The organism is Saccharothrix sp. 6-C, from assembly GCF_016695385.1.
GTDB classification, from domain to species: Bacteria; Actinomycetota; Actinomycetes; order Mycobacteriales; family Pseudonocardiaceae; genus Actinosynnema; species Actinosynnema texasense.
Window position 1 is genome coordinate 1054036 of sequence record NZ_CP064192.1, and the last position, 22456, is coordinate 1076491.

A 22456-nucleotide genomic window follows, 5' to 3' on the forward strand; every position below is an offset into this window, starting at 1 on the left:
CGACCGAGCGGTGATCGAGCACAGCGGTGCGACCCGGCACAGCTAGCCTGTACGGGTGCAAGACCCGATCGAGCCACCGGCAGGCGCCGACGACCTGGAACCAGACCAGGCCGTCGAGTCCACTGTGGACTGGTCCGCCCTGCCGGAGCCCCTGCGCGCGCGGCTCGCGGAGCTGAGCGCGGACGCGTTGGCGGACCTGGCGAAGGTCGACATCCCGCAGTCGTTGCGCGCCGTCGCCCGGTTCGCCCCCACCAAGCGGGCCAGGCTCGGCGCGCCGGTGCTCATCGGCGGTCTGAAGGCGTCGGCGAACTTCCGGGCGGCGGTCGTGGAGTGGCTGCGGCGCAACCGGCCGGCCGCGCTGGAGGTGACGTCGCCCGACCCGGTGACGGCGGGCGCGGCGGCGATCCTGCAGGGCGAGGAGGTCGCGTCCCACTTCGTCGAGCTGGTCGGCAGGCGGGCGGCGGACGCGGCGCTGCGCTCCGAGCGCGACCTGGCCGTGCAGCGGGCCGAGCGGCTCGAGGTGGAGCTGGAGCGGCTCAAGGCGGAACGGGCCGAGGCAGGCGGCGCCGTGGACCAGATCCGCGAGGCGTCCGAAGCCGAGCTGGAACGGTTGCGCAAACGGTTGCGCGAGCAGGGCGTGCGGCTGCGCGAGGCGAAGGACCGGGCCGAGTCGTCGTCGGCGGAGGCGGACCGGGTGCGCGCGGAGGCCGAGGCCGCGTTGCGCCGGCTGACCGCCGAACGGGACCGCGAGCGCGAACGGGCCGAGCACGAGCGCGCCAAGGCGCAGCGGGCCGAGTCGGACGCGGAGGTGGCGCGCCAGTCGGCCAAGGAGGCGCGGCAGGCCGACGAGGTGCGGTTGGCCCTGCTGGTCGAGACGTTGGACGGCGCGGTGAACGGCCTGCGGCGGGAGCTGGCGCTGGGCGGCGCGGGCCCGCGGCCGGCGGACCTGGTGCGCGGCGCCAGCGCGGCGCAGGGCGCGGTCGGCCGGGTGGAGGACCCGGCGGCGCTGGACCGGTTGCTGGCGCTGCCCGCCGTGCACTTGATCGTGGACGGCTACAACGTGACCAAGACGGGGTACCCGGAGCTGTCGCTGTCGGACCAGCGGGACCGGTTGGTGCACCAGTTGGCCGTGCTGGCGGCGCGCACCGGCGCGGAGGTGACGTTGGTGTTCGACGGCGCCGGTGTGGTGGCCGTGCCGACGTCCGCGCCGCGCGGGGTGCGGGTGCTGTTCAGCGATCCGGGTGTGCTGGCCGACGACGTGATCCGGGCGTTGGTGACCGCCGAGCCCGAGGGGCGTCCGGTGGTCGTGGTGACGTCCGACCGGGCGGTGGCCGATTCCGTCCGACGGCGGGGCGCGCACCCCGTGCCGTCGGCGGTGCTGCTGGCCCGCTTGGGCCGGGTGTGACACAGATCGTGTTTTTAACACCACCGGTGGTCACACCACCAGGTCACAGCTAGGCCGTATGAGAAGAAAGGTGAACTGCGCGTGATTTCCTTGCCCCGCTAGTGGACGCCGGACCTCACTTTTCGTAACCTAGCCGAGATCTCGCGGCGAGCAGTGGTCCATCCTGGGCCGCGACGCGGGTTCACCGCCGAATCGGCCTGTCGGGGTGCCGAGCCGGAAATCCCTCAGCAGAGGTGTGTCGGGTCGCGTCACGCGCCCGACCGGCAGGCGGGATCAGACGAAGGAGACACACGCGACTGTGGCGTCGCAACGACTCAAGCGCGGCCTGCGCGGGGCGATGGCGGCCACGGCGGTGGCCGCTGCCGCGGTGGGCGTCCTGCCCGTACCCGCCGGAGCCCAGCCGAACACCCCCGCGAACGCCTCCGAGGCGCTGAAGAAGTACAACGAGCTGGCCGAGCAGGCCACCAAGCTCAACGAAGAGCTCCTGCGCGCCGAAGAGCAGCGCAACGCCAACCAGACCGAGCTGGACAAGGCCAACGCCGACCTGGCGCAGGCGACCCAGGCGGGCGAGCAGGCGCGGACCGACGAGGAGACCTTCCGGGTCCAGGTCGACAAGCTGACCGAGGCGTCGTTCGAGGGCGCGCGGTTCAACCAGCTGTCGGCGCTGCTGGTGTCCGACTCCCAGCAGGACTTCCTGAACCGCATGTCCGCGCTCGGCGTGCTCGCGTCGGACAGCAACGAATCCCTCGAACGGCTCTCCGGCGCGGTCGACGCCGCGGAGGACGCGCGCCAGAAGGCGGCGGACGCCCAGGCCCGCGCGCAGGCCGCGACCGACGAGGCGATCAAGATCGCCGACGACGTCAAGAAGCGCAACGACGAGCTGCAGGGCCAGATCACCGAGGTCAAGGACCAGCTGGCGCGGTTGTCCGCGTCGGAGCGCACCACGCTGTCCAGCGTCGGCGAGCGGGTCAGCACCAACGTGCCCGCGGGCGCGGCGGGTGTCGCGCTGCAGTTCGCGCTGGACCAGCAGGGCGACATGTACCTGTACGGCGCGACCGGCCCGGACCGCTGGGACTGCTCCGGTCTGACGTCGAAGGCGTACGCCTACGCCGGCGTGTCCATCCCGCGCACCTCCGGCGGCCAGGCCGGCGCCGGGCGGCCGGTCAGCCGCGGCGAGGTCCAGGCGGGCGACCTGATCATCTACAACGGCGGCAACCACGTGGGCATGGCGGTGGACAACGGGCGGGTCGTGCACGCCTCCACCGACGGCGTCCCGGTCAAGGTCGTGCCGCTGGAGAACCCCGGCAGCATCTACGCGATGCGGCGCATCGCGGGCTGACAGTCGTGTCCGGCAGGGCCATCCTCGACGGGGGTGGCCCTGCCGTCGACATTGGAGGCTCGTGAGCCGTTTCCGGGGTGTGCTGGCCGCGTTGGTGGCCGTGACGTTCCTCGCCGGACTGGTCACGGCCGTGGTGCCGGCGACCCCGTCCACGCCCGCGGCGTCGGCCGCGCCCTCCCGCGCGGACGCCGTGCGGGCGCTGCTGGAACGGCGGGCTCGGGCGGTGCTGGACCGGGACGAGCCGGCGTTCACCGCGGACCTCGACCCCCTCGCCGACGCCGGGTTCCGGCAACGGCAGCGCGACCTGTTCCGCAACCTCGCCTCGGTGCCCGTGGCCGAGTGGGAGTACCTGGCCCCGGGCCGGTCCGAGACCGACCTCGCCGAGCTCGACCTGCCCGCCGCCGACGAGGCGTGGGCCCCGGACGTGCGGCTGTCGTACCGGCTGCGCGGCGTGGACGTCGAGCCCAGCAGCCAGGACATGGCCTACCTGTTCACTCGGCGCGACGGCCGCTGGTACCTCAACTCCGACACCGCGCTGGAACCGCTGGGCAAGCGCACCTGGCGCGGGCCGTGGGACTTCGCGCCCAGCCACGTGCTCGCCGGCGCCGGCGGGTTCGTGCTGAGCCACCCCGGCGGCGAGGTGCTGGCCGCCCGGGTGCTGGCCGAACTGGACGGCGCCGTCACGGCGGTGACCGAAGTCTGGGGCCAGGCGTGGGCGCGCCAGGTGGCCGTGCTGATCCCGGCGAGCCCCGCCGAGATGGTCGCGCTGGTCGGCCCGGGGTTCGCCACCGGCGCCATCGCGGGCGTCGCGGTGGCCGACCGGGTCGACCAGGCCACGCACACCGCCCGCGGCCAACGGGTGGTGCTGAACCCGGACAGCGCGGGCGCGTTGTCGCCGTTGGCGTTGCGGGTGCTGCTGCGGCACGAGATCACGCACGTGGCGGCACGCGGCGAGACCGTGGACGGCGCGCCGATGTGGGTCCTGGAGGGGTTCGCCGACTACGTGGGCTACCGGCGCAGCGACGTGCCGCCGCCCAAGGCCGCGCCGCTGCTGGCCGCGCGGGTGCGGCAGTCGTTGCCCGACACCCTGCCGTCGGACGCCGACTTCCGCGGCGCCGGGATGGAGCTGGCCTACCAGGAGGCGTGGTCGCTGAACCTGTACCTGGCGTCGTCGCTCGGCGAGCCGGGGCTGGTGGCCCTGTACCGGCGGCTGGCGCGGGTGCGGGCGTCCGAAGTGGACGGCGTGCTGCTGGAGACCACCGGCGGGGACGGCGCGGTGCTGGTGCGCGGGTGGCGGGAGTTCCTGCGGCGGTCGTTCCCGTAACGTGGTCGCGTGCGTCGGACCCTGTTGGTGACCAATGACTTCCCGCCACGGCCCGGCGGAATCCAGGCCTACCTGCACGCGCTCGCCGTGCGGCTGCCCGAGCTGGTGGTGTACGCGCCGTCGTGGGAGTCGCCGGCCGGCTCGCACCCGGAGTTCGACGCGGCGCAGCCCTTCGAGGTGGTGCGGCACCCCGGGACGTTGATGCTGCCCACGCCGGACGTCGTGCGGCGGGCGTCGGACATCCTGCGCGGAGCGCGCTGCGACGTCGTGTGGTTCGGCGCAGCGGCGCCGTTGGCGTTGATGACGTCACGGCTGCGTGCCGCCGGCGCGTCGAGGGTGCTGGCGTCGACGCACGGGCACGAAGTCGGGTGGTCGATGCTGCCCGGCGCGCGGCAGGCGTTGCGGCGGATCGGGTCGGACTCGGACGTGGTCACGTTCGTGAGCCGGTACACGCGGTCGCGGTTCGCGGCGGCGTTCGGGCCGATGGCGGCGTTGGAGCACCTGCCGTCGGGGGTGGACACGTCGGTGTTCGCGCCTTCGGCGGCGGCGCGGTCGGAGATGCGCGCCCGCTACGGGCTGGGTGACCGGCCGGTGGTGGTGTGCGTGTCGCGGCTCGTGCCGCGCAAGGGGCAGGACGTGCTGGTGCGGGCGTTGCCGGAGATCCGGCGGCAGGTGCCGGGCGCGGCGTTGCTGCTGGTGGGCGGCGGGCCGTACCGGGGGACGTTGGAGCGGCTGGCGGCGTCGGTCGGCGTGTCGGAGCACGTGGTGCTGACCGGGTCGGTGCCGTGGGAGGAGCTGCCCGCGCACTACAACGCCGGTGACGTGTTCGCGATGCCGTGCCGGACGCGCGGGCGCGGGCTGGACGTCGAAGGCCTGGGCATCGTGTACCTGGAGGCGTCGGCGACCGGCCTGCCGGTCGTGGCGGGCCGTTCCGGCGGCGCGCCCGAAACGGTGCGCGACGGCGTCACCGGGCGCGTGGTCGACGGCCGCGAGGTGTCCGAGGTGGCCGACTCCGTCGCCGCCCTGCTGGCCGACCCCGACACCGCCGCCAAGATGGGCGCCGCGGGCCGCGAGTGGGTCACCGCGAACTGGCGCTGGGACGCCCTGGCCGACCGCCTGACCGCCCTGATCGACGCCTGAGCGTTCAACTCGGGTGTCCTGAACGTAGGACACACCTGTTCCGGACGTAGGTCACGCGCGGCCTGAACGTAGGACTCTCGCGCGAGTCCTACGTCCGGAACGCGCGTGTCCTACGTTCCGGCACCCCGAGTTGAACGTTCAGGTGGGCCCGGTGGGGGTGTGGTCGACGGTGGCCAGCTCGGCGCGGGCGTGGCGTTCGGTGACGCGCAGGCCCAGGTCGGACGTCAACGTGACGGCCTGGGTGGCCAGGGTCCGCGCCTCGGCGGTCTGGCCCAGGAGCCGGCGCACGCCCGCCAGGCCGACCAGCGCGCGGGCCTCGCCCGGCAGGTAGCCGATCCGCCGCGCCTTGGTCAGGGCCTGCTGGAACTGCTCGTCGGCCGTGCGCAGGGAACCGAGGCCGCGGTTCGCCGACGCCATCACCACCAGCACGTTCGTGGTGATCCGCTGGTCGCCGTCCTCCCGCAGCTCGGCCAACGCCCGGTCGGCCAGCTCCAGCGCCGCGGCGTGCTCGCCCAGGTCCAGCCGCACGGACGCGGTGCTCTCCAGCACCCGCGCGGCGGCTTCGCGGAACCCCGCCTCGGTCGACAGCCGCAACGCCTCGGACAGGTGGGTGAGCGCGCGCTGCGGCTCGCCCATGAGCTGCGACGCCACGCCCAGGAGCGTCAAGGCGGTGATCTCGCTGCCGCGCGACCCGTGCTCCACGCTGATCGCCAGCGCCTCGCCCAGCAGGTCCACCGCCTCGGCCAGCTCACCGGTCTCGATGGCGAGCATGCCCAGCCCGGTCAGCACGCCCGTCTCACCCGACCTCGACCCGCCGGACTCGCGCTTGAGTGCCAGGCACATCTCCAGGTCGTTGCGCGCCGACGCCAGGTCGCCCGACTCCAGCCGCACCACGCCGAGGTTCCCGCGCACCTCCGCCTCCGACGCCAGGTCGCCGGACATCCGGTGCAGGTCGACGGCACGCGTGTAGTGCGCGATGGACGTCTCGAAGTCGCCGAGCCGCCAGTGCAGCGTGCCCAGGTTCTGGTGCATCGCCGCCTCACCGGCCACGTCGCGCTGCTCGTGCGCGGCGTCCAGCCCGTACTGCGCGGTCGACAGCCACTCGGTGACGTGCTTGCCGATCCACAGGTAGCCGCGCAGCCCGTCGGCCAGCCGCCACGACATCGCGGCCGGTCCCCGTTCCGCCGCCGAGCGGATCGCCGCGGTCAGGTTCGCCCGCTCCGCGTCCAGCCACGCCCGCGCCTGCGCCGCTGTCTCGATCCGCGGCAGCCGCACCGCCCGCCCGGCCGGCGCGGGCAGCCGCATCAGGTCCGGGTACAGCAGCTCGGCGCAGTGGTCGACGGCCCGCACGTAGAACTCCAGCAGCCGCACGCGCGCCGCGGCCACGTCCTCGTTCCCGGCCTCCGCCATCTCGGCCGCGAACCGCGCCAGCTCGTCGTGGAATGCGTGCCGCCCGCCGTCGGCGCTCACCAGCCGCGCCCTGCTCAGCTGCCCGAGCAGCGCGGCGGCCTCCGGCACGGTCAGGTCGGCCGCGTTCGCCGCCGCCTCGACCGTGAAGTCCGGCCCCGGCACTACGCTGAGCAGCGCGAACAGTCGTCGCGCGCCCGGTGACAGGGCGGCGTGCGCCAGGTCGAGCGGACGGCGGTCGCCCAGCTTCTCCAGGTACCGCGTCACCGAACCGCCCGCCACCGACGCCGCCGCGATGCGCAGCGTCAGCGGCAGGTGCCCGCACCGCCGCGCCAGCTCCTGCGCCGCCGGCCCGGTGCGGTGCAGCACGGCCAGCGATTCGTCCGGCTCGAACACGTCCAGCCCGACCCGCCGGGCGCCGTCGACGGCGATCAGTCCGCGCAGGTCGTCCCGGCTGGTCACCAGCACCGGGCAGCTCGCCGCGCCGGGCAGCAGCGGGCGCACCTGGTCCGGCGCGGCGGCGTTGTCCAGCACCAGCAGCATCCGCCGGCCCGTCAGCAACGACCGGAACAGGGTGCTCTGCTCGTCGGAGTCGACCGGGATCTGCTCCGGCGGCACGCCCAGCGCGCGCAGGAACCGGGTCAGCACCTCCACCACCGGAGTGGCCGGCCCGGAGGCGTACCCGCGCAGGTCCACGTACAGCCGACCGTCCGGGAACCGGTCCCGCAGCCGGTGCGCCACGTGCACCGCCAGCGCCGTCTTGCCCACCCCGGGCACGCCGGTCAGCGTCACGATCGGCACCGCGGTGCGCGGGCCGTCGGGCGCGATCAGCCGGGAGATCCGGTCGACCAGCTCGGCCCGGCCGACGAACCCCGGCACGTCCGGCGGCAGCTGGTCGGGCACGTCCGGGTCGGCGTGCTCGGCGGGCGCGGCCAGGCTCGGGTCGCCGACCAGGATCGCCTGGTGCAGCTCGCGCAGCGCCGGGCCGGGCTCGATGCCGAGCTGCTCCCCGAGCACCCGGTCGGCCGACCGGAACGCCTCCAGCGCCTCGGCCTGCCTGCTGCCCCGGTACAGCGCCACCATCAGCTGCACCCAGAACCGCTCGCGCAGCGGGTGGTCCGAGGTCAACGACCGCAGCACCGGCACCAGCCGCTCGTGGTTGCCCAGCGCCAGCTCGACGTCGTTGCGCTCCTCGTGCACCACCAGCAGCCGCTCCGCCAGCCGCGGCACCTCGTCGTCGCGCAACGCGTCCGACGGCACGTCCGACAGCGCCGGCCCGCGCCACAGGCCGAGCGCCTCGGCGTACAGCTCGGCGGCGTCGGCGAGGTGCCCGGACTGGGCGGCCTGCCGCGCCAGCCCCGCCGTGGTGGTGAACCGGTGCACGTCCACCTGCTCGGGTGGCACCACCAGCCGGTAGCCGTCCGATGTGGTCCGGATCAGCGACGGGTCGCCGAGCAGCTGCCGCAGCCGCATGACGTAGGTCTGCAACGTGCCGCGCGTGCGCGCGGGCGGTTCGCCACCCCACAGGAACGAGACCAGCTCGCCAATTGAGACAACTCGGCCGGCGCGCAGCGACAGGGCAGCCAGCAGCGCCCGGTGCTTACCTGCCCGAACAGGCACCGGTCGACCCTGTATGCGCACCTCAAGCGGGCCGAGAAGGCCGAACCACGGCCCAGCGCCCATCCGTCTGCGTCCCCTCGTTCCACCCTGCCGTGGCACAGCCTAGGGCGGGCGCTGACGGCACGAGTCATCGCCGCGTCAGCGATACGACAGCGCGCTGCGGCACTCTATGAAGCGTCCCGGTTGGGGGACCGGGACAACAGAACTTCTCGGGTCCGCGTCAGCGGATACGCGATCACTGGGGGTCGGGTGGCCCGCACTTCGGTGCGGGCCACTCGTCTGTGTCCGATCGCCGCTGCTCCGCGCAGGGCGGCGCGGGGGTCAGCCCGCGTAGATCGATTCGATGTCCTGCTTGTAGGTGGTGGCGACGACCGAGCGGCGGAGCTTGAGGCTCGGGGTCATCTCGCCGCCCGCCTCGGTGAAGTCGACCGGCAGGATGCGGAACTTCTTGATCGCCTCCGCCTTGGACACCGCCTGGTTGGCCTCGTTCACCGCGGTCTGGATCTCGGCGCGCAGGGTCTCGTCGTCGATCAGGTCGGCCACGGTCGCCGAACCCGCCTTGCCGTTCTGCTCCTTCCACGCCGGGAAGAACTCCGGGTCGATCGTGATCAGCGCGCCGATGAACGGCTGCGCGTCGCCGACCACCATGCACTGGCTGATCAGCGGGTGGGCGCGCAGGCGGTCCTCCAGCACGGCGGGCGAGACGTTCTTGCCGCCGGCGGTCACGATGATCTCCTTCTTGCGGCCGGTGATCCGCAGGAAGCCGTCCTCGTCGAGCTCGCCGATGTCGCCGCTGTGGAACCAGCCGTCGTCCAGCGCCTCGGACGTGGCCTGCTCGTTGTTCCAGTAGCCGCGGAACACGATGTCGCCCTTGATCAGGATCTCGCCGTCCTCGGCGATGCGCACCGAGGTGCCGATCACCGGCCGGCCCACCGTGCCGACCCGGAACGCCGCCGCCGTGTTCACGCACGCCGCCGCGCTGGTCTCGGTGAGGCCGTAGCCCTCCAGCACGGGCACGCCGATGCCGCGGAAGAAGTGCGCCAGCCGCTCGCCGAGCGGCGCGCCGCCGGACACCGCGTTGGTGCACCGGCCGCCCAGCGCAGCCTGGAGCTTGCTGTAGACGAGCTTGGCGAACAGCGCGTGCTTGAGCTTGAGCCCGAGGCTGACGTCGCCGGTGTCGAGGGCCTGGCTGTAGGCCACCGCGGTCGCCTCGGCCGCGTCGAAGATCTTGCCCTTGCCCGCCGCGTGCGCCTTCTGCTTCGCGCCGTTGTAGACCTTCTCGAACACGCGCGGCACGGCCACCACGAACGTGGGCCGGAACGACTGGAGGTCCTCCACCAGGTTCTTCACGTCGGCGGTGTGGCCCATGGTCACGCGCGTGTAGACGCCGCAGACCGACAGGGCGCGGGCCAGGATGTGCGCCAGCGGCAGGAACACCAGCAGCGAGTTGCCCGCCTGCATGAGCTGCGGGAACGCGGTGATCCCGCCCTTCACCTCGGACAGCAGGTTGCGGTGGGTCAGCTCGCAGCCCTTGGGCCGGCCGGTGGTGCCGGAGGTGTAGACGATGGTCGCGGTGTCGTCCGCGCCGACCACCTTGCGCCGGGCCCGCGCGTCGTCGTCGGACACCGAGGCGCCCAGCGCGGTCAGCTCGTCGATCGCGCCCGCCGCGTCGCCCGAGGGGCCGTCGAGCTGCCACACGTGCCGCACCTCGGGCAGGCCTGCCACCACCGAGTCCACTGTGGCGCGGTGCTCGGAGGTCTCCACGAACACGGCCTTCGCCGAGGAGTCGGACAGGATCCACTCGACCTGCTCGGCCGAGGAGGTCTCGTAGATCGGGACCACGACGCCGCCCGCGTGCCAGATGGCGAAGTCGAGGAGGGTCCACTCGTAGCGGGTCTTGGACATCAGGCCCACCCGCTCGCCTGGCTGCAAGCCCGCCGCGACCAGACCCTTGGCGACCGCGAGGACCTGGGCGGCGAAGTCGCGGGCGGTGACGTCCACCCACGTGCCGTCCACGCGGCGGCGGAAGCTGACGGCGTTGCCGAAGCGCTCCGCGTTCGCCCACACCATGTCGGTGAGGTTCTCCTCGGCAGCCACAGTGGCGGTGGCGGGGACGCTGAACTCGCGCACGTCGACCTCCGGACGATTGTTTGTTACCGGTGGGGAAACTTAGCCTGTGATTCCGGCGATACACCAGGCCGGCCCGCCTATCCGTGACCGTGTCGTGGCACTCTCCTCACCCGTGCCCAGTGTCGACGTCGTTGACGAGACGTTCCTCGCAGTGCCTCCGGCGGTGGTCGCCGCCGCTTTCGCGCCGCCCGCCGCGTGGGCGGGGTTCTGGCCGGACCTGACCCTCGACGTATACGCCGATCGGGGCACTGAGGGGTTGCGCTGGACGGTCGCCGGCGCGTTGGTCGGAACGATGGAGGTGTGGTTGGAGCCGGTCCTCGACGGCACCCTGCTGCATTACTTCCTGCGTGCCGACTTGCCGGGCGATGCGTCCGACCAGCGGATACGTCGCGAGGTGCGCCGCCGCCAGTTGGCCGCCAAGGAGGTGTCACTCGGCCTCAAAATGATCTTGGAGGCCGGTCGGGCGCCTGGTGTGCCGCCCTCGCTGCCGTAGATTCGGGTCTTGTGCGAGTTCACGTCGTCTCGGATGTCCACGGCAACGCGGAGGCACTCGCGCGCGCCGGCGACGGGGCCGACGCGCTGGTCGTGCTCGGCGACCTGGTCGACTTCGTCGACTACTACGACCACGGCAAGGGCATCCTCGGCCGGGTGTTCGGCGCGGAGAAGGTCGCGGTGTTCGCCCGGCTGCGCCGCGGCCGGTTCGGCGCCGAGACGGTCCGCTACATGCGGTCGCTGTGGGAGAGCCTGGACAACGCCGCGGACGTCGTCCAAGAGGCGATCATGGAGCAGTACACCGCGATGTTCGCGGCGATGAGCGTGCCCACCTACGCCACGCCGGGCAACGTCGACAGCCCCGAGCTGTGGCCGATGTTCGCCCGCGACGGCGTGCACGTCCTGGACGGGCAGGTGGCCGAGATCGGCGGGCTGCGGTTCGGCTTCGCGGGCGGCGCGGTGCTGCACCCCGGCTTCGTGCCGAACCGGCGCGGCCCGTGGCGGCCCTACCTGCGCACCGAGGAGGACTTCGGCGCGGCCCTCGCCGGGCTGGGCGAGGTCGACGTGCTGTGCACGCACGTGCCGCCCGCCGTGGCCGAGCTGACCTACGACGTGGTGGCCCGCCGGCCGGAGCTGGGCTCGACGTCGTTGCTGAAGGTGATCGAGCGCGACCGGCCCCGGTGGTCGGTGTTCGGTCACGTGCACCAGCCCCTGGCGCGCCGGGCGCGGGTCGGCTGGACCGAGTGCGTCAACGTCGGCCACTTCCAGCGCACCGGCACGCCCCACGTCCTGCGATGGTGAGCCGAACCACCGGGTAGCCTCCCCGGCATGGCCGACGAGTCCACCCAGTCCATCGTCATCGACGCGACGCCCGAGGAGATCGCGGCGGTCATCGCCGACTTCGACGCCTACCCCGAGTGGGCCAACGGGGTGAAGCGCACCGAGGTGCTGGAGACCGGGGCGGCCGGCCGCGCGGCGCAGGTCAAGTTCAACATCGACCAGGGCCCGATCAAGGACGAGTACGTGCTCGCCTACGACGAGTGGTCGCCCGGCCTGATCTCGTGGCACCTCGTCAAGGGCCAGATGCAGAAGTCGCAGGAGGGCAGCTACCGGCTGACCCCCCGCGGCGACTCGACCGAGGTCACCTACACGCTGTCGGTGCAGCTGGTCGTGCCCATGATCGGCCTGTTCCGGCGCAAGGCCGAGAAGATGATCATGGACACTGCGCTCAAGGAGCTCAAGCGCCGGGTGGAAAACCGGGTGGACAACGCTGGATGAGCGCCCGCCTGCTGCTCTTCACCGGTAAGGGCGGGGTCGGCAAGACGACCTTGGCCGCCGCCACCGCCACCGCGCTCGCCGCCGGTGGCCGCAAGGCGCTGGTCGTCTCCACCGACCCGGCCCACTCGCTGGGCGACGCGTTCGGCGTGCCGCTGTCCGGGCACGTCGGCGAGATCGACACCCCCTCCGCCGGAATCCTGCACGCGCTCCAGGTCGACCCCCGCGCGCTGGTCGACGACGCGTGGCGCGACCTGCGCGGACACCTGCGGACCGTGCTCGCCGGCGCGGGCGTGGACGAGCTGGACGCCGAAGAGCTGACCGTGCTGCCCGGCGTCGAGGAGCTGCTCGCCCTGTCGGAGGTGCGACGGCTGGCCGAGAGCGGACCGTGGGACGTGGTCGTCGTGGACTGCGGCCCGACCGCCGAGACGCTGCGCCTGCTGGCGCTGCCCGAGGCGTTCGCCTCCTACCTGGAACGGCTGTTCCCGACCCACCGGCGGGTGGTGCGCGGGCTGCTCGCCGGTGTCGCCGGCAGCGGCACCGCGGAGAAGTGGGACGCCACCGCCGACGCGCTCGGCAGGCTGGCCGAGAGCCTGGAGCAGCTGCGCGGCCTGCTGACCTCCCCGACGACCAGCGTGCGGCTGGTGCTGACCCCGGAACGGGTGGTCGCGGCGGAGACCAGGCGGACCGTGACGGCGCTCGCGCTGCAAGGCATCCGGGTCGACGGCGTGGTGGCCAACCGGGTCGTGCCGCACACCGGCGAGGACCGCGGCCCGGCCGCCGACTGGCTGCGCACCCGCCGGGCCGAGCAGGACGCGGTGCTCGCCGAACTGGCCGACCTCGGGTCGGTGCGCGAGGTGGCGCACCGGGCCGCCGAACCGGTCGGCACGGCCGCGTTGCTGGACGTCGCCGAAGGCCTCTACCGGGGACGTGACCCGCTGGACGGCGGCGACGCCGAACGGCAGCTGCTGACCGTGGAGCGGACCGGCGAGCAGCAGTACACGTTGCGCATCGCGCTGCCGGTCGGCGACTCGTCGCTCGACCTGGCGCGGGTGGGCGACGACCTGGCCGTGACGGTGGACGGCAGGCGGCGGCTGATCGCGCTGCCGTCGCTGCTCAAGCGCTGCCTGGTGACCGGCGCGGAGCTGGACGACACCGGGTTGGCGGTGCGGTTCGCACCCGACCCCGATCTGTGGATGCGGTGAGGCACGTGGACTCCAAGCTCGCCGAAGAGCTGCGCCTGCTGCTCGACGCCGCCGCCGAGCGGGCGCAGCCGTGGCTGCACCGGGTGGCCGCCGAGGGCGAGCACGACACCGGCACCTGCGGCTGGTGCCCGCTGTGCAACGCGGTGGCACTGGCCCGCGGCGACCGGTCGGAGCTGGCCGCCAAGGCCGCCGAGCACGTGGCCGGGCTGATCGCGGTGCTGCGCGCGGCACTGGCGGAACCCGCGCCGCCCGTGCCGCAGGACGAGCCCGCGCGGCCGGACAAGCCGCGCGTGCAGCACATCCCCGTGGTGCGGCGTGACCGGAGCGCGCAGTGCTGACTGTCGGCGTCGACGTCGGCGGGACGAGCGTGCGCGCGGGCGTCGTCGACGCCGACGGCGCGGTCCTCGACACGGCGCGCGCGGCCACACCGAGCGGCGAGGAAGCGTTGGAGGAGGCGATCGGCCAGGCCGTCGCCGAGCTGGCGTCCCGGCACCGCATCTCCGGTGTCGGCCTGGCCGTGGCCGGGTTCGTGGCCTCGGACCTGCGGACCGTGCGGTTCGCGCCGCACCTCGCGTGGCGGCAGGCTCCGGTGGCCGACCGGATCTCGCGGCGCGTGGGCATGCCGGTGGTGCTGGAGCACGACGCGAACGCCGCCGCGCTGGCCGAGCACCGGTTCGGCGCGGCCCGCGGCGCGAAGATCGCCGCGCTGGTCGCGATCGGCACCGGGATCGGCGGGGCGCTGCTCATCGACGGGCAGGTCTTCCGCGGCGCGCACGGCGTGGCACCCGAACTGGGCCACCTGCGGCTCGTGCCGGACGGCCGGCCCTGCCCGTGCGGCAAGCACGGCTGCTGGGAGCGGTACTGCAGCGGCACGGCGTTGAGCACCACGGCGGTCGAGCTGCTGGCCCGCCACCCCGGCCAGTCGACCGTGCTCGCGCGGGAGGCGGTGGACGACTCGCGGGCCGTCACCGGGCGTCGGGTGGCGGGCGCGGCGCGTGACGGCGACCCGTTGGCGCAACGCGCGATGGCGGACCTGGCGCGGTGGCTGGGAGACGGGTTGGCGCTGGTCGCCGACGTGTACGACCCCGAAGTCGTGGTGATCGGCGGCGGCGTGTCGGAGTCCGCGCCGCTGTTCCTCGACGACGCGCGCGAGCGCTACGCGGCCGTGGTGACCGGCGCCGGTCACCGGCCGTTGGCCCGCATCCGGACCGCGCAGCTCGGCGACGACGCCGGGATCGTCGGCGTGGCCACCCTCGCGCGCGACGTGGCGGCGAGCACCGCCCGCAACGGCAGGCACCGTTGACCCCCGAGTCCGCGTAGCATCGCGGGATGCGGACCGCCGTCACCCGGGGACCGCGCGACCACCACGTCCGCGAGTCCCACGCCCACCCCGTGGTGCGCCGATGAGATCCGGCGTGGCGAACGGGCACGTCGGGTACTTCCACGAAACCGCGTTCTACGGCAGCGACGACGACTACCGGTCGGTCGTCGTGCCGTTCGTGGACGAGGGCGTGGCAGCGGGCGAACCGGTCCTCGTGGCGTGCCGCCCGGCCAACGAGCGGCTGGTCCGGGACGCGGTGGCCGACCCGTCCCGCGTGGTGTTCCTGCCCGGCGGCGACCAGTACGCCCGGCCGACCGAGGCGATCGTGGAGTACCGGAAGCTGTTCGCCCGGTACGCGGGCGTGGCGCAGATCCGGGTGATCGGCGACGTGCCGCACCCCGGCGTCGGCGTCGCGTGGGACTGGTGGTCGCGGTACGAGGCGGCGGTGAACGAGGTGTTCGCCGAGTACCCGCTGTGGGGCCTGTGCCCGTACGACCTGCGGACCACGCCGGCGCGCGTGCTCGCGGACGTGGTGCGCACCCACCCGCGCGTGGCCGGGACGGACGGGTCGCACCTGCCGAACCCGCGGTACCGGTCGTCGTGGACGTTGCCGCCGGCCGGGCCCACGGCGTTCGAGGCGGGACGGCCGCTGGTCGAGCTGACCGACCCGACACCCGCGGCGGCCAGGCGCGCGGTGACCACGGCCTGCGTCGGCACCCGGCTGAGCCAGGACGAGCTGGACGACATCGTGTACGCGGCCAGCGAAGCCGTGACCAACGCGCAGTCGCACGGGCGGCCTCCCGTGCGGCTGAGGGCGTGGGCGGGGCCGACGTACGTGCTGGTGGCCGTGACGGATCGGGGCGACGGGCCTCGGTCGCCGCTGGCGGGCCTCGTGCCGACCGACCGCACCGCGACCGCCGGCGTGGGCCTGTGGCTGACCCACCGGACGTGCCGCGAGGTGACCATGAGCCGCGACGCCGAGGGCTACACCATCCGCCTCCTCTGCGGCTCCTGACCCCGCGCGTGTCCTACGTTCGCGTCACGCGTGTCCTACGCTCAGAACACCCATGTTGAACGCTCAGAACAAGATCAACTGTTCTGGGCGTTCAACATGGGGTACCGGAACGTAGGACACGCGCGTTCGGAACGTAGGACACGCGGGTTAGAGGACGGCGCCGTCGTCCCAGCCTGAGTCGGGCGGTGGGGTGTTGCGCATGCGCAGGATCAGCCAGCCGGCGCCCGAGCACATCACGATCAGCGCCAGCGGGGTGCCGATCACGCCCGTCAGGCCGAACAGACCCGGGAACAGCAGCAGGACGACACCCAGCACGATCAGCAGCAACGCCGCGATCGTGCCCGGCCGCAACGCGGGCAGCGGCGGCGGCTCCGGCGGCACGTAGTGGTCGTTCGGGTCGTCCGAGTCGGGGTATGCGTCGGGGTCGTCGTCGGCCGTGGCCACGGCGGGTTGGCACTCGGGCCGCCCCGAGCGCGCGGGCTCGGCCTCGTCGCCCTCGTCCGGTTCGACCTCGTCGGGGTGGGCCTGACGGCCCACGCCTTCGCGTTCCAGACCCGCCACGATCTCGGCGAAGGTCGCGTCGACGTCCTCCGGGCCGTCGGTCGAGTCGCGTCGGGAGTTCATCGGCGTGCTCCAGCCCTCCGGGTCGTGAAGGCCAATCCTCTGCCGGGTCCATCGTCGCACGAGCCCGTTGTGTCGTGGATTACGGCAGCCGGTGGCACTTGGACCGTACCGCCTCCGCGTGGGTGTTCGTTGTGTGTTTCGCCGTCGGCTCCGTAGGCTGGCGGAGGGGATCAAGCACGTCGAGGAGGCGCTCGCCGCGGTGCTGTACTGGTTGATGAAACACATCTTTCTCGGGCCGCTCCTGAAGCTGTTCTTCCGACCCCGGATCATCGAGGGCGCGGAGAACATCCCGGAGGACGGCGGCGCCATCCTGGCGAGCAACCACCTCGCGGTCTCCGACTCGTTCTTCCTGCCGCTGAAGCTGTCACGGCGGGTCACCTTCCCGGCCAAGATCGAGTACTTCACCGGCAAGGGGCTCAAGGGCCGGTTCCAGCGCTGGTTCTTCTACGGCGTCGGCCAGGTGCCGATCGACCGGTCCAGCGCGTCGGCCGCCCAGGGCGCGCTCGACACCGGTGTGCGGATCGTGCGCGAGGGCAAGCTGCTCGGCATCTACCCCGAGGGCACCCGGTCGCCCGACGGCCGGCTGTACAAGGGCAAGGTCGGCGTGGCGTGGATCGCGCTGGAGTCCGGCGCGCCGGTCATCCCGGTCGCGATGTTCGGCACCGACAAGGCCAACCCCATCGGCTCGAAGATGTGGCGGCCGTACCCGATCCGGATCAAGATCGGCAAGCCGCTGGACTTCTCCCGCTACGAGGGACTGTCCGGCGACCGGTTCGTGCTGCGGTCCATCACCGACGAGATCATGTACGCGCTGATGGAGCTGTCCGGTCAGGAGTACGTCGACGTCTACGCGGCCAAGGCCAAGGAGGGCCAGGGCGACGGGCGGGGCGACGGGAAGCCGGCGAAAGCGGTCGATCGGCTGCCCGAGGCGAAGGCGGGCTGAACCGCACCCCTAGGCTGGCGGGGTGCGGTTCTTCTACGACTGTGAGTTCATCGAGGACGGGGTCACCATCGACCTCGTCTCCATCGGAGTGGTCGACGAGGAAGGCCGCGAGTTCTACGCCGTGTCGACCGAGTTCGACCCGGCCAAGGCCGGACCGTGGGTGCGCGCCAACGTGCTCAACCAGCTGCCGTCGCCCGCCGACCGGGCGTGGCGCAGCCGGGAGCGGATCCGCGCGGACCTCCTCGACTTCCTCGGCGGGCCCAAGGCCAACCGGGACGACATCGAGCTGTGGGCCTGGTTCGCCGCCTACGACCACGTGGCGCTGGCCCAGCTCTGGGGTCCGATGCCGGCCCTGCCGCGCTGCCTGCCCCGCTTCACCCGCGACCTGCGGCAGCGCTGGGAGGACGTGGGCAAACCCCACCTGCCGCCCGCGCCCGCGGACGCGCACGACGCCCTCGCCGACGCCCGGCACAACCTCGCGCGCTGGAAGGTGATCGAGTCCGAACGACTGCGGAAGGGCTTCGCGGTCCGGTAGGTGGACCCTCGCTTGCTGCACCGATCCAGCACGTGTCAGGCTTGGGTGACCAACGCCACGAGAAGAGATTGGCTAAGCAAATGCGCATTGGTGTGCTCACCGGCGGTGGCGACTGCCCCGGCCTCAACGCGGTCATCCGCGGCGTGGTCCGCAAGGGCATCGAGGCCCACGGCTGGGACATCGTGGGATTCCGCAACGGTTGGCAGGGCCCGGTGGAGAACCTGACCAAGCCGATCGGGCTCGATGACGTCGAGGACATCCTCACCAGGGGCGGCACCATCCTCGGCTCGTCGCGCACCAACCCGTACAAGATCGACGGCGGGGTGGACCGGATCCGCGAGACCCTCGCCGCGAACCAGGTCGACGCGCTGATCGCCATCGGCGGCGAGGACACCCTCGGCGTCGCCAAGCGGCTCACCGACGACGGCATCGGCGTCGTGGGCGTGCCGAAGACCATCGACAACGACCTGGGCGCGACCGACTACACGTTCGGTTTCGACACCGCCGTGCACATCGCCACCGAGGCGATCGACCGGCTGCGCACGACGGCCGAGTCGCACCACCGGGCGCTCGTGGTCGAGGTCATGGGCCGCCACGCGGGCTGGATCGCGCTGCACTCCGGCCTGGCCGGCGGCGCGAACGTGATCCTGGTGCCCGAGCGCCAGTTCAGCGTCGACAAGGTGGTCGAGTGGGTGGAGCGGCGCTTCGAGCGCCAGTTCGCCCCGATCATCGTGGTCGCCGAGGGCGCGATGCCCGAGGGCGGCGCCGAGACGCTGCACTCCGGTGAGAAGGACGCGTTCGGCCACGTGCGGCTGGGCGGCATCGGCACCTGGCTGGCCGAGGAGATCGCGGAGCGGACCGGCAAGGAGTCCCGCGCGGTCGTGCTGGGCCACGTCCAGCGCGGCGGCATCCCGACCGCCTACGACCGCGTGCTCGCCACCCGGTTCGGCCTGCACGCGGTGGACGCGGTCGCCGACGGCGACTTCGGCGTCATGGTCGCGCTGCGCGGCACGGACATCGTCCGGGTCAAGCTGTCCGAGGCCACCGAGGAGCTGAAGACCGTTCCGCTGGAGCGCTACCAGGAGGCCGAGGTCTTCTTCGGCTGAGTCGCCCGCCGGCCGCCCCGGGCAGCGGTGGTCCGACGACGGCCCCGGGCACCGGCGATCCGACGACGAGCGCCCTCGGACTTCACGTCCGGGGGCGCTTCGCGGTGTCGCGGCTACTTCTCGGCGTAGTCGTGCAGGCCGGTGAAGTCGACCATCACGCACGGCTCGTCGCCCACGATCCAGGCGTCGTGCCCCGGCTCCACCACGATCGCCTCCCCGGCTCCCGCCTCGCCCTCGGAGCCGTCGTCCATGACGACGTGCATCCGGCCGGACAGGATGTAGCCGGTGTGGGAGGCCTGGCACGAGTCGGTGCCCGCGATCGGCTTCACGTCCTGCGACCACCGCCAGCCCGGCTGGAACTCCGCTCTGCCGACCGTCGTGCCGCCGACGGTGACCAGGTCGACGTGACCGTGCGGGAAGTCCCGCACCTCTTCCGGCTCGGCCAAGCTCTTCGACGCCACCGAAGACATCTCCGTCACCTTCCTCGTCGTCTCAGCCCTGCACCACGGGGTAGATCTCGTCCGCCACGAGGCCGTGCGCCTCGCGGTGGACCCGGTGCGCCGTCTCCGCGTCCGGCGCGTCGACCAGGCAGAAGACCTTCCCGTCCTTCTCGTCCACCCAGTAGTTGAGGTACTGGACGCCGTACCGGTCCTGGGTGCGGAGGTCGGCGGCGTGCGCCTCGGCCACGTCACCGGGACCGGCGCCTTCGGGCAGGTGGTTGTGCACGTCCATGAACAACATGGGGTCCTCCCGACTCGGAGTGGATCGGGACACGCTAGGCGGCGCGGCGTTCCCAAACCGTTCCCGCGGCGGTCCCGCCGGGCCGGACGTAGGGTGCCGCCATGCGGGCCACCTGCCAGGTGCGCGTGCTGGGCGGGTTCGCCGTCGCGGTCGACGGCAGACCGGTCCCCGGTGACGTGTGGCGCAACCGGCGCGCGGCCGACGTGGTGAAGCTGCTGGCCGTGGCGCCCGACCACCGGCTGCACCGCGAGCAGGTGATGGACCGGCTGTGGCCCGACCTGCCCGCCGACGCGGCGGGGGCGAACCTGCGCAAGGCGGTGTTCTACGCGCGGCGCGCGCTGGGACGTGCCGACGCCGTCCGGTGCGAGGGCCGGCTGCTGACGTTGTGGCCCGGCGGCGACCTGGACGTGGACCTGGACCGGTTCCAGCGGGCCGCCGACGCCGCGCTGGCCTCGGGTGACGCCGAGCGGTGCGCGCTGGCCGCCGCCGGGTACCGCGGCGGCCTGCTCGTCGACGACCGCTACGAGTGCTGGGTCGCGGAGCCGCACGACAAGGTCGAGGGCCGCTACGCCGCGCTGCTGAGGGCCGCCGGCGACTGGGAACGGCTGCTCGACCTGGACGAGACCGACGAGCAGGCGCACCGCGCGGTGATGCGCCGGCACCTGGCCGCCGGTCGCCGCGGGGAGGCGTTGCGCCAGTTCGACCGGCTGCGCCGCACGCTGCGGGAGCGGATCGGGGTCGGGCCGGACGCGGAGACCGTCGAGCTGTACGAGTCGGCGCTCAGCCTCGACGCGGCCGAGCCGCCGTCACCGGCGCAGCGCGCGGCGGTCGCGCTGGCCAACGGGCTGGTCGCGTTCGGGCGCCGCCACCTCGCCGAGGCCGAACGGCTGGCCAGGCAGGCGCGGGTGCTGGCGCTGGACGCCGACCTCGGGCACGAGCTGGGCGAGGCCTCGACCCTGCTCGCCCTCGTCGCGCACGCCCGCGGCACGTGGCACCGGCTGTTCCGGGAGGAGTTCGCCGACGCGGTGCGGCACCCGTCCCGGCCCGTGGTCTACGACGCGCACCTGTGTTTGCAGGAGTTCTACCTGTACGGGCCGGAGGGGCACGACGGCGCGGAGTCGTTCGGCCGCGACCTGCTCGACATCGCGTCACGGGCGGGTTCGGCGGCGGGCCGGGCGTTGGCCTACCTGCTGCTGGGCGAGTTCGCGCTGCTGTCCGGGCGCCTCGACGACGCCGTGACCACGCTGGGCGAGTCGCTGGTCGAGACCGAACGCGCCGGCTGCGGGTCCGCCCGGTCCCTGGCGCTGGAACGGCGGGCCGAGGCCGAGGCCCGGCGCGGCGACCGGGCGGCGGCCCGTGCCGACCTGGACGAGGCGCTGCCGCTGGCCCGCTCCTCACGCATACCGTCGCACCTGGTCATCCGGGTGCACGGGGTCCGCGTCCTGGCCGCGGGCACCCTCGGCGGCGCGCTCGGCGCGATCCGCGAGGCCGAGCGGTGGCTCACCGAGGCGCCGCACGTGTGCGACCCGTGCTCGATGGGCTTCCGGATCGCGGCGGCGACGGCGTGCGCGAACGCGGGCAGCCCGAGCCGCGCCCGGCCGCACCTGGCGGAGGCGGAGCGGATCAGCGGCCTCTGGCAGGGCGGCCCGTGGACGGCGGCGCTGTGGGAGGTGCGCGCCGAGGTCCGGCGCGCGCAGGGGCAGCGCACGCGGGCGACGGCGTTGTTCCTGGAGGCGGCCGAGCGGTTCGCGGCGATGCGCCGACCGCTGGAGGAGCGCCGGTGCCGGGCCGCCGCCGCGTCCCTCAGCGACCGGTGAACGCGCCGAGGTCCAGGTAGGCGGCGAACGTGCCCAGCCAGTGCTCGGCGTAGTAGCCGTGCCCGGACACCAGCCGCAGACCGGTCTCCCGGTGCGCCTCGGCCGCGGTGCGGGCCAGGTCGGCGTACCGGTGCCCCGGCGGCAGCGCGTCGGCGACGGCCCGCCACTGCCACGCCCGCGACAGCGCCAGCCCGACCAGGTGCGAGCCGTGCGGGTCGCCCGGGTCGTCCACCGGCACGGGTTCGCGCAGCACCTTCCAGCGCGAGTCGTCCAGGTGCGGGAGGAACGCCTCGAACCACGCGGTGAACCCGTCGGCCGGCAGCACCCGCCGCATCAGGTCCGCCTCGGTCAGCGCGGGCGAGAGGAAGTCCGCCGCGTCCGGTTCGAACCCGCCGTACCCGACGTCCTCCCGGTGCCACCGCAACGCCGCCTCCGCGCACGCCGAGGCCAGCTCCCCGTCGCCCACCGCGCGCGCCGCGTCCAGCACGAGCCCGGTCGCGAACGCCGTGTTGCCGTGCGTGCCGGTCCGCACGGGCAGCCGCGCGCCGGTCACCTTGGCGAGATACCGGTCACGCAGCACCGCGCTCAACGGCCGCAGCGCCGCCGCCAGCGGCGGGTCCCAGGCGCGGAGCTCGGCGTCGAGCACGAGCAGCCACGCCCACCCGTAGGGCCGCTCCCAGAACCCGCCGGAGGGCCCGTCGAAGAACGCCGCCTCGACCTCCGCGTTCCCGACCGTGATCAACGACTCCAGCACCCGGCGGGCCTGCGCCGCGCCCTCGACCCCGGGCCGCACCCGCAGCAGCCGGACCGCCAACCAGGTCTGATGCACGCACGAGTGCCAGTCGAACGACCCGGCGAAGATCGGGTGCAGCACGCGCTGCGGCACCAGGTCGGCGTCGCCGGCGACGACGTGCGACCAGTGCGCCGGGTAGTCCCGCTGGACGTTCTCCACCGCGGTCGACAGCAGCCTGGCCGCCGTGCTGTCATCCAATCGGGTGTCCGACATGGTCCACATAA

General features: G+C 73.5%; 21 protein-coding genes. 15 read left to right on the forward strand and 6 right to left on the reverse strand.

The annotated features are described in order from the left end of the window. The first annotated feature begins 55 nt into the window (after nucleotides 1–55). The 4 genes from IOD16_RS04970 to IOD16_RS04985 all read left to right on the forward strand — a co-directional run bounded on the left by IOD16_RS04970 (nucleotide 56) and on the right by IOD16_RS04985 (nucleotide 5208). Nucleotides 56–1405, forward strand: coding sequence for an NYN domain-containing protein (locus IOD16_RS04970; protein WP_442978092.1), 1350 nt, complete (start codon nucleotides 56–58; stop codon nucleotides 1403–1405). 298 nt (nucleotides 1406–1703) lie between these two features. Continuing rightward, entirely contained in the window at nucleotides 1704–2744 is a 1041-nt protein-coding gene (locus IOD16_RS04975; RefSeq protein ID WP_123743441.1) for a C40 family peptidase, read from the forward strand. 61 nt (nucleotides 2745–2805) lie between these two features. Continuing rightward, the gene (locus IOD16_RS04980) at nucleotides 2806–4068 is read left to right on the forward strand and encodes a hypothetical protein (RefSeq protein ID WP_201439095.1); all 1263 of its coding nucleotides are present in this window, start codon (nucleotides 2806–2808) and stop codon (nucleotides 4066–4068) included. A 9-nt stretch (nucleotides 4069–4077) separates the two neighbouring features. Then, a complete protein-coding gene (locus IOD16_RS04985) occupies nucleotides 4078–5208 on the forward strand; it encodes a glycosyltransferase family 4 protein (RefSeq protein WP_201439096.1) in 1131 nt (376 codons plus the stop codon). Nucleotides 5209–5346: 138 nt separating this feature from the next. Here the strand turns inward: IOD16_RS04985 and IOD16_RS04990 are convergent, their stop codons facing one another. Both IOD16_RS04990 and IOD16_RS04995 read right to left on the reverse strand, forming a co-directional pair. Next, a complete protein-coding gene (locus IOD16_RS04990; protein WP_201439097.1) occupies nucleotides 5347–8235 on the reverse strand; it encodes an AfsR/SARP family transcriptional regulator in 2889 nt (962 codons plus the stop codon). Between the two features lie 321 nt (nucleotides 8236–8556). Further along, complete coding sequence (locus IOD16_RS04995; RefSeq protein ID WP_201439098.1) at nucleotides 8557–10365, reverse strand: AMP-dependent synthetase/ligase; 1809 nt, start codon at nucleotides 10363–10365, stop codon at nucleotides 8557–8559. 112 nt (nucleotides 10366–10477) lie between these two features. Here IOD16_RS04995 and IOD16_RS05000 point away from each other — a divergent pair, with 112 nt between their 5' ends. The 7 genes from IOD16_RS05000 (at nucleotide 10478) to IOD16_RS05030 (ending at nucleotide 15673) form a co-directional block, all read left to right on the forward strand. Next, nucleotides 10478–10858, forward strand: coding sequence for a polyketide cyclase / dehydrase and lipid transport (locus IOD16_RS05000; protein WP_123743436.1), 381 nt, complete (start codon nucleotides 10478–10480; stop codon nucleotides 10856–10858). Between the two features lie 11 nt (nucleotides 10859–10869). Further along, the gene (locus IOD16_RS05005) at nucleotides 10870–11658 is read left to right on the forward strand and encodes a metallophosphoesterase family protein (protein ID WP_123743435.1); all 789 of its coding nucleotides are present in this window, start codon (nucleotides 10870–10872) and stop codon (nucleotides 11656–11658) included. A gap of 27 nt (nucleotides 11659–11685) precedes the next feature. Further along, nucleotides 11686–12135, forward strand: coding sequence for an SRPBCC family protein (locus tag IOD16_RS05010; RefSeq protein WP_123743434.1), 450 nt, complete (start codon nucleotides 11686–11688; stop codon nucleotides 12133–12135). Then, nucleotides 12132–13337: an ArsA family ATPase gene (locus IOD16_RS05015; protein ID WP_201439099.1), complete on the forward strand. Its 1206-nt coding sequence runs from the start codon at nucleotides 12132–12134 to the stop codon at nucleotides 13335–13337. Before IOD16_RS05010 ends, IOD16_RS05015 begins: the two co-directional genes overlap by 4 nt. Nucleotides 13338–13342: 5 nt before the next feature. Then, on the forward strand, nucleotides 13343–13675 hold the full coding sequence (locus tag IOD16_RS05020; RefSeq protein ID WP_201439100.1) for a hypothetical protein: 333 nt from the start codon (nucleotides 13343–13345) through the stop codon (nucleotides 13673–13675). Continuing rightward, entirely contained in the window at nucleotides 13669–14640 is a 972-nt protein-coding gene (locus tag IOD16_RS05025) for an ROK family protein (protein WP_201439101.1), read from the forward strand. The genes IOD16_RS05020 and IOD16_RS05025 overlap by 7 nt, the downstream gene beginning before the upstream one ends. Before the next feature lie 100 nt (nucleotides 14641–14740). Further along, nucleotides 14741–15673, forward strand: coding sequence for an anti-sigma factor RsbA family regulatory protein (locus tag IOD16_RS05030; RefSeq protein ID WP_201439102.1), 933 nt, complete (start codon nucleotides 14741–14743; stop codon nucleotides 15671–15673). 147 nt (nucleotides 15674–15820) lie between these two features. Here the strand turns inward: IOD16_RS05030 and IOD16_RS05035 are convergent, their stop codons facing one another. Continuing rightward, nucleotides 15821–16297, reverse strand: coding sequence for a hypothetical protein (locus tag IOD16_RS05035; protein ID WP_201439103.1), 477 nt, complete (start codon nucleotides 16295–16297; stop codon nucleotides 15821–15823). A gap of 199 nt (nucleotides 16298–16496) precedes the next feature. On the opposite strand from IOD16_RS05035, the gene IOD16_RS05040 reads away from it, so the two are divergent. From IOD16_RS05040 to IOD16_RS05050, 3 genes are all read left to right on the forward strand, one after another. Next, nucleotides 16497–17240, forward strand: a complete 744-nt coding sequence (locus IOD16_RS05040) for a lysophospholipid acyltransferase family protein (protein WP_201441206.1) — start codon at nucleotides 16497–16499, stop codon at nucleotides 17238–17240. 22 nt (nucleotides 17241–17262) lie between these two features. Then, a complete protein-coding gene (locus IOD16_RS05045; protein ID WP_123743428.1) occupies nucleotides 17263–17775 on the forward strand; it encodes a polyadenylate-specific 3'-exoribonuclease AS in 513 nt (170 codons plus the stop codon). Between the two features lie 80 nt (nucleotides 17776–17855). After that, the gene (locus IOD16_RS05050) at nucleotides 17856–18881 is read left to right on the forward strand and encodes a 6-phosphofructokinase (protein ID WP_123743427.1); all 1026 of its coding nucleotides are present in this window, start codon (nucleotides 17856–17858) and stop codon (nucleotides 18879–18881) included. Nucleotides 18882–18994: 113 nt separating this feature from the next. Here the strand turns inward: IOD16_RS05050 and IOD16_RS05055 are convergent, their stop codons facing one another. Together IOD16_RS05055 and IOD16_RS05060 are read right to left on the reverse strand one after the other, a co-directional pair. Then, nucleotides 18995–19351: a cupin domain-containing protein gene (locus IOD16_RS05055; protein ID WP_201439104.1), complete on the reverse strand. Its 357-nt coding sequence runs from the start codon at nucleotides 19349–19351 to the stop codon at nucleotides 18995–18997. A gap of 22 nt (nucleotides 19352–19373) precedes the next feature. After that, a complete protein-coding gene (locus tag IOD16_RS05060) occupies nucleotides 19374–19622 on the reverse strand; it encodes a DUF4242 domain-containing protein (protein ID WP_148088803.1) in 249 nt (82 codons plus the stop codon). A gap of 101 nt (nucleotides 19623–19723) precedes the next feature. On the opposite strand from IOD16_RS05060, the gene IOD16_RS05065 reads away from it, so the two are divergent. Beyond that, entirely contained in the window at nucleotides 19724–21439 is a 1716-nt protein-coding gene (locus tag IOD16_RS05065; RefSeq protein ID WP_201439105.1) for an AfsR/SARP family transcriptional regulator, read from the forward strand. Here the strand turns inward: IOD16_RS05065 and IOD16_RS05070 are convergent. Beyond that, nucleotides 21426–22445, reverse strand: a complete 1020-nt coding sequence (locus tag IOD16_RS05070) for a DUF2891 domain-containing protein (protein ID WP_201439106.1) — start codon at nucleotides 22443–22445, stop codon at nucleotides 21426–21428. The genes IOD16_RS05065 and IOD16_RS05070 overlap by 14 nt on opposite strands. Nucleotides 22446–22456 lie beyond the last annotated feature (11 nt).

Excerpts from the sequence above, each read along its gene's own strand:
- IOD16_RS05015 (WP_201439099.1), top strand. The coding sequence starts at position 12,132 with ATGAGCGCCCGCCTGCTGCTCTTCACCGGTAAGGGCGGGGTCGGCAAG.
- IOD16_RS05035 (WP_201439103.1), bottom strand. The coding sequence starts at position 16,297 with ATGAACTCCCGACGCGACTCGACCGACGGCCCGGAGGACGTCGACGCG.
- IOD16_RS05055 (WP_201439104.1), bottom strand. The coding sequence starts at position 19,351 with ATGTCTTCGGTGGCGTCGAAGAGCTTGGCCGAGCCGGAAGAGGTGCGG.
- IOD16_RS05050 (WP_123743427.1), top strand. The coding sequence starts at position 17,856 with ATGCGCATTGGTGTGCTCACCGGCGGTGGCGACTGCCCCGGCCTCAAC.
- IOD16_RS05010 (WP_123743434.1), top strand. The coding sequence starts at position 11,686 with ATGGCCGACGAGTCCACCCAGTCCATCGTCATCGACGCGACGCCCGAG.
- IOD16_RS05065 (WP_201439105.1), top strand. The coding sequence starts at position 19,724 with ATGCGGGCCACCTGCCAGGTGCGCGTGCTGGGCGGGTTCGCCGTCGCG.
- IOD16_RS05070 (WP_201439106.1), bottom strand. The coding sequence starts at position 22,445 with ATGTCGGACACCCGATTGGATGACAGCACGGCGGCCAGGCTGCTGTCG.
- IOD16_RS05030 (WP_201439102.1), top strand. The coding sequence starts at position 14,741 with ATGAGATCCGGCGTGGCGAACGGGCACGTCGGGTACTTCCACGAAACC.
- IOD16_RS05060 (WP_148088803.1), bottom strand. The coding sequence starts at position 19,622 with ATGTTGTTCATGGACGTGCACAACCACCTGCCCGAAGGCGCCGGTCCC.